Genomic DNA, 5,996 nt, shown 5'->3' with positions numbered 1-5,996 from the left:
GGCATACCCGTCACTGGGCCCGTAGGATAAGTCCGTCCGGGGAAAGGGGCAGTCCGTTCAAACCCGCATTTGTGCAACAAAGCCACGGGCGCTCTAAAATCATCACGGTCTGTCATATATAGCATATACGGCATCAGATGCGTTGTGAAAAGCAGTCGTTGAGCGCGTCAGTGGAAAGGTCCGCTCTATCCGCTCCCCAGACATCGACCAGTTCGTCGGCGAAGGTCAGCTTAGGAAGACCAATCGGTCACAAACCACCGCCTTCGCCTCACTTCAACTGGCTGTCCTTGGACCCGCGCCGGTTGATGCCGCCGCGGCGGGCAGTCTGGCTTTGGCGTTCCGACGCGCAGTCGATGCAGAGCTTGACGCCCGGCAGCGCCTTGCGGCGGGCCTCGGGGATCGGTTCGCCGCAATCGGCGCAGTGCGACAGGCTCTCGCCCACCGGGGTGCGGCGCGCTTTCATCCGCTCCAGTTCCTCGGCGATCGAGGCCTCGATCTGGTCGTTCACCGCGCCGTCGCGGCTCCAGCCTCCGGCCATGGCGTGCTCCCTCCTGCCTCTGTCACAGCGCCATGCGCATCAGTCCAGTTCCGTCCAGGGCCAGGGCTTGACCTCGGACCCGCCGGTCTGGAACCGGGCGGCCTTGGCGATCCAGACGCCCAGATCGGTGCCGAATTCCGCCAGCCGTTCGTTCGGCGCGCCCTTGCTGACCGCCATGATCACCAGTTGCAGCACCGTCGCCACGGTCAGCACCGTCTGCGCCAGGCTCAGCATCAGCCAGATCAGCAGCATATAAAGCACCCGGACCAGCATCGCATCCCTCTGCGCCTCGGGTTGTTCGCCATGCAGGCGTCCGTTCAGCTTGTCATCGTCACTCAGCGGCATCGCCGTCTCCCACAGGGTCTTCAAAGGTCCAAGTCTAGCGCCTTCGCCGCGCCGCGCAAAGCGCCCATCCCGACGGTTTTTTTGAAACCGTTTCACGGCCCCCTCCGTATATTTCCCAACAGTAGGGAGAAAACGATGATCCGCGCTTTGTGTCTGATTTTCAGCCTCTTCGCGCTGCCGGTCCATGCGGCGCAGGGGTTTAACTTTGACAGCATCGACGGCGGCACGCTGGACCTTGCCGATTGGCGCGGTCAGCCGGTGCTGGTGGTCAACACCGCCTCGCGTTGCGCGTTCACGCCGCAATACGACGCGCTGCAGGCGCTCTACGACCGCTACCGCGACCGTGGGTTGGTGGTTCTTGCCGTGCCCTCCGACGACTTCCGGCAAGAACTGGACGACGCGGCGGCGGTCAAGGAATTCTGCGAGGTCAACTTTGGCCTCACCCTGCCGATGACCGGCATCACCCATGTCACCGGGCCAGAGGCCCATGCGCTTTACCGATGGCTGCGCGACAGCCACGGCTTTACCCCGGCGTGGAATTTCAACAAGGCGCTGATTGGCCCCGATGGGGCGCTGGTGGCGACCTATGGCGCCACCGCGCGCCCGCTGTCGCGCCGGATCACCGGCGATATCGAGGCGCTCTTAGACTGACGCCTTCTGCAGCATCGACCAGATTTCATCCTTGAGCGCCGCGCGGCGCTTGCGCAGCTCGGTCTCGGCCAGCTCGTCCATCGGGGCGACGTTGGTTTCGGAGCGGTGAACCTCGCGGTTGAGCGCGTGATATTCGTCGGCGATCTTGGCGAAATGCGCATTTCCGGCGCGCAGGGCGCGGATGGCCTCGACGTGCTGCGGAAAATCCTCGGCGAGTTCGTGCGGGGTGTGCTGTGACATCGGGTTCCCTTCCCATTGGTTCTGGGCCGGTTCTGGCACGCCCCGCAGCGCCGCACCTTGATCCGGATCAACATGGCCCGCGGCAGTGATCTTAGCGCTGAGAGGTCCGCCAGTTTGGGTTGATCCAGGGTTCGGCGTTGTCGGCGGGCAGCGACCGGCCGAGCACGTGATCGGCGATCTTTTCGCCCACCATGATCGACGGCGCGTTGAGATTGCCGTTGGTGATGCGCGGGAAGATCGACGAATCCGCGACCCTCAGGCCCTCGACTCCGATCACCCGGCCCTGGCCGTCGACCACTGCCTGCGGATCGTCGCGCCGGCCCATCTTGCAGGTGCCGCAGGGGTGATAGGCGCTTTCGACGTGCTCGCGGATGGCCTCGTCGAGCTCGGCGTCGGTTTGCGCCGCATCGCCGGGCTGGATTTCGTGGCCGCGATAGGGGGCAAAGGCCTCTTGCCCGAAGATCTCGCGCGTCAGGCGGATGCAGGTGCGGAAGTCCTGCCAATCCTCTTCGGTGCTCATGTAGTTGAAGAGGATTTTCGGCGCGTCCGCCGCTCGCCCCGACCGGAGCGACACACGCCCGCGCGAGGGCGAGCGCATCGGCCCCACATGGGCCTGAAAGCCGTGCCCCTCGGCGGCGGCCTTGCCGTCGTAGCGCACGGCCAGCGGCAGGAAATGGTACTGGATGTCAGGATAGTCGACACCCGCGCGCGACCGGATGAAGCCGGTGGATTCGAACTGGTTCGACGCGCCCGGCCCCTTGCGGCGAAAGAGCCACTGCGCCCCGACCCAGGCCTTGCCCATGAGGCTCCAGTACTTGAAGAGCGACACCGGCTGGGTCGCGGCCATCTGGACGTAAAGCTCTAGATGGTCCTGCAGGTTGCCGCCCACACCGGGCCGGTCGGCGCGCACCTCGATGCCGTGTTCGGCCAGATGCGCCCCCGGGCCGATCCCCGAAAGCATCAGCAATTGCGGTGCGTTGATCGCGCCCGCTGCCACGATCACCTCGCGCGCGGCCCGCACGGTCTGCGTGCCGCCGCGGGTGGCGATCTCGACGCCGCGGGCGCGGCCCTCCTCGAAGATCACCCGCTGCGCCAGCCCACGCACCACCTGCGCGCCCAGCGCCTGTGCGGGCCGCAGATAGGCCTTGGCCGCCGACCAGCGCTCGCCTTTCCAGACGGTCATCTCGAAGGGGCCGAAGCCCTCTTGCCGGTGGCCGTTGTAATCGCCGGTGACCGGATAGCCGGCCTGCCGCCCGGCCTCGACGAAGGCCTGCACCAGAGGGTTGTCGCGCACACCGCGCGTGATGTGCAGCGGGCCGTCGGTGCCGCGCCAGGCCGGGTCGCCGCCATGCCCACCGTCATGCCAGTTTTCCAGCCGCTTGAAATAGGGCAGCACGTCGGCATAACCCCAGCCGTCGGCCCCCTGATCGCGCCAGTGGTCGTAGTCGCGGGCGTGGCCGCGCACGTAGATCATGCCGTTGATCGACGAGGACCCGCCGATCACCTTGCCGCGCGGACAGGCCAGCCTGCGCCCGCCCAGATGCGGCTCGGGTTCGGTCTGGTAACCCCAGTCGTAGCGCTTCATGTTCATCGGATAGCTGAGCGCACCGGGCATGTTGATGAACGGCCCCCAGTCGCTGCCGCCATGTTCGATCACCATGACCGAATGCCCGGCCTCGGCCAGGCGGTAGGCCATCGCGCATCCGGCGCTGCCCGCGCCCACGACGACGTAATCGGCCTGCATCAGCGTGGCCCCCGGTCAGGTTGAGGCCGCACCAGGGGTCGCGGGCGGATGCCTTCGGCGAGAGTATTTTTGCCAAGAAGAAGCATGGGGGACCTCAGAATGGAGCTTCGACATCGCCCATGCGGACGTAGACGGATTTAAGCTGTGAATAATGTTCGATGGCGGCCTTGGAGTTTTCGCGGCCAACGCCGGACATCTTGACCCCGCCGAAGGGCGCCTCGACGGGCGCGTCGTTGTAGGAGTTGATGAAGCACGAGCCCGCGCGAAGCTGCCCGATCACCCGGTGGCCGCGCGCCAGATCGCGGGTGAAGACGCCTGCCGAGAGGCCGTAGGGCGTGTCGTTGGCGCGGGCGATCGCATCGGCCTCGTCCTCGAAATCGAGTACGGCCATGACCGGGCCGAAGATTTCCTCGCGCGCGATGACCATGTCGTCGGTCACATCGGCGAAGACCGTGGGCGCGACGTAGAAGCCGTCGCGGTCCAGCGCATGTCCGCCGCAGACCAGGCGCGCGCCCTCGGCCAGGCCTTTGTCGACATAGCCCAGAACGATGTCGCGCTGCGCGGCGCTGACCATCGGGCCAAGGGTCGTCATCTCGTCCAGCGGATCGCCGATGACGGCCTCCTGCACCCGTTCGGCGAGGCGCGCCAGGAAGGCCTCCTTGATGCCCTTTTGCACAAAGACGCGGGTGCCGTTGGAACAGACCTGCCCGGTGGAATAGAAATTCCCCAGGATCGCGCCGCCCACGGCGTTGTCCAGGTCGGCGTCGTCAAAGACGATCAGCGGCGACTTGCCGCCCAGCTCCATCGTGACGTGTTTCATCTGGTCCGCGGCCTGGGCATAGACCTTGCGGCCCGTGGGCACCGATCCGGTCAGCGACACCTTGTCGACGCGGGGGTCGCCCACCAATGCCGCGCCGACGGCGCCCGCGCCCTGCACCACGTTGTAGAGCCCCGCGGGCAGACCCGCCTCGTGCAGGATCTCGGCCACCTTGAGCGCGCAGAGCGGCGTGGTCTCGGAGGGTTTGAAGATCATCGCATTGCCGCAGGCCAGCGCAGGCGCGCCCTTCCAGCAGGCGATCTGGGTGGGATAGTTCCACGCCCCGATCCCAACGCAGAGCCCCAGCGGTTCGCGGATCGTATAGGCCCAGTCCTCGCCCAGCGGGATATGCTCGCCCGTGAGGGACGCGGCCAGCCCGCCGAAATATTCCAGCGCATCCGCACCCGAGGTGGCGTCGGCACAGAGCGTTTCCGACAACGGCTTGCCGGTGTCGTATGTCTCGAGCACCGACAGGTCGCGGTTGCGTTCGCGCATGATGTCGGCGGCGCGGCGCAGGATGCGGCCGCGCTCGACCGGTTTCAGCGCCGCCCAGGCGCCCTGCGCGCGGCGGGCCGAGGCGATGGCGCGTTCGATCACCGCTGGCGTGGCCGCGTGAACCCGGCCGATCACCGCGCCGGTGGCGGGGTAGATCACCTCGATCGGCTCGCCGCCGGTATCCTCGATATACTGGCCGTCCACGAAGTGGCTGGCGGTCGGTTGCGTGTCGTGTCCCATGTTCAGGTCTCTTTGAATCGCAGCGGCTCGTAGCTGACCATGACATGGCGCACAAAGGCCGGCCGGTCGCATAACCGCTTGTAATATGTCTTTAGTTCCGGCAGGTCGGCGCGCTTGAAAGGCAGCTCGAAATACCGCCACAGAAGATGACCGCACATCACGTCTGCCCAGGTGAAGGCCGCGCCGCCGAGCCAGGGTCCGTCGCCGATGCGACGCGCCAGCATCGAGGCCAGCGCCGCGACCTCGGCCTCGCCCGAGCGGAGTACTTCGGGCGTCAGCAGCGCCGGATCGCGCCGCACGAGCGGATAGAAGAGCCCGTGCAGGAAGGCCGGGCCGAAGCTGGTTTTGACCCATTCCGCCCAGGTGTCGAGCGGCGCGCGGGTTTCCGGGTCGGGCCAGAACGACGCGTCGCCGTAGCGGGCGGCCAGGTAGCGCAGGATCGCGGCGCTCTCGAAGAGCACCAGATCGCCATCGCGCAGGACGGGGACCTTGCCCATCGGATTCATCGACAGGAAGGCGGCGGTGTCGGTTCCGCCGTAGTCGTGGCCCACATCGTGGCGCGTGACGTCGAGGCCAAGCTCGCCGCAGGCCCACATCACAAGCTGCACGTTGGACGACGTCGCGCGTCCATAGACCTCGATCATGGTGCACTCCGATGACGAGCCGCCGCGCCCGGGGTAAAGGGTTGGAGCCTCCGGCGGGAGTATTTTTGCCAAGAAGAAGCAGGGGGACGGAGATGAGCGCCGCCGTTCCGCATCGCGGCAGAACGCGGCGCGGCGGGTCGCGCGATGCCTGTCATGCCTGGACCCGCCGCGTCGAGAGCGCGGGGGGGGGGGGCGGGGGCCCGCACGACACGGCGGCGCGGCCTCAAACAACCCCCCGGAAGCCCTGGGTTTTATACACCAAGGATTTATCAAAGTTGTTGG

Annotated in this window: 7 protein-coding genes; 1 reads left to right on the top strand and 6 read right to left on the bottom strand. The window is 66.7% G+C overall.

The features are described 5' to 3' along the window. Positions 1-268: 268 nt before the first annotated feature. The gene (locus RXV88_RS23050) at positions 269-538 is read right to left on the bottom strand and encodes a DksA/TraR family C4-type zinc finger protein (protein ID WP_316296049.1); all 270 of its coding nucleotides are present in this window, start codon (positions 536-538) and stop codon (positions 269-271) included. A gap of 39 nt (positions 539-577) precedes the next feature. Next, positions 578-883 carry a DUF4389 domain-containing protein gene (locus RXV88_RS23045; RefSeq protein WP_316296048.1) on the bottom strand — a complete coding sequence of 102 codons (306 nt, stop codon included), beginning with the start codon at positions 881-883 and terminating at the stop codon, positions 578-580. A 135-nt stretch (positions 884-1,018) separates the two neighbouring features. Between RXV88_RS23045 and RXV88_RS23040 the strand changes: the two genes are divergently transcribed. Beyond that, positions 1,019-1,534 carry a glutathione peroxidase gene (locus RXV88_RS23040; RefSeq protein ID WP_316296047.1) on the top strand — a complete coding sequence of 172 codons (516 nt, stop codon included), beginning with the start codon at positions 1,019-1,021 and terminating at the stop codon, positions 1,532-1,534. Here the strand turns inward: RXV88_RS23040 and RXV88_RS23035 are convergent. The 4 genes from RXV88_RS23035 to RXV88_RS23020 all read right to left on the bottom strand — a co-directional run bounded on the left by RXV88_RS23035 (position 1,526) and on the right by RXV88_RS23020 (position 5,714). Continuing rightward, complete coding sequence (locus tag RXV88_RS23035; protein ID WP_316296046.1) at positions 1,526-1,774, bottom strand: YdcH family protein; 249 nt, start codon at positions 1,772-1,774, stop codon at positions 1,526-1,528. The genes RXV88_RS23040 and RXV88_RS23035 overlap by 9 nt on opposite strands. A 91-nt stretch (positions 1,775-1,865) precedes the next feature. Next, entirely contained in the window at positions 1,866-3,518 is a 1,653-nt protein-coding gene (betA, locus tag RXV88_RS23030) for a choline dehydrogenase (RefSeq protein ID WP_316296044.1), read from the bottom strand. Between the two features lie 94 nt (positions 3,519-3,612). After that, positions 3,613-5,070: a betaine-aldehyde dehydrogenase gene (betB, locus tag RXV88_RS23025; RefSeq protein WP_316296042.1), complete on the bottom strand. Its 1,458-nt coding sequence runs from the start codon at positions 5,068-5,070 to the stop codon at positions 3,613-3,615. A 2-nt stretch (positions 5,071-5,072) separates the two neighbouring features. Next, positions 5,073-5,714, bottom strand: a complete 642-nt coding sequence (locus tag RXV88_RS23020; RefSeq protein ID WP_316296040.1) for a glutathione S-transferase family protein — start codon at positions 5,712-5,714, stop codon at positions 5,073-5,075. Positions 5,715-5,996: the final 282 nt, after the last annotated feature.

It is taken from the genome of Aestuariicoccus sp. MJ-SS9, assembly GCF_032586235.1.
In the GTDB taxonomy this organism is placed as follows: Bacteria; Pseudomonadota; Alphaproteobacteria; order Rhodobacterales; family Rhodobacteraceae; genus Aestuariicoccus.
The sequence above is the reverse complement of the archived record's forward strand: the minus strand, read 5'-3'. Positions and strand labels throughout refer to the sequence as shown.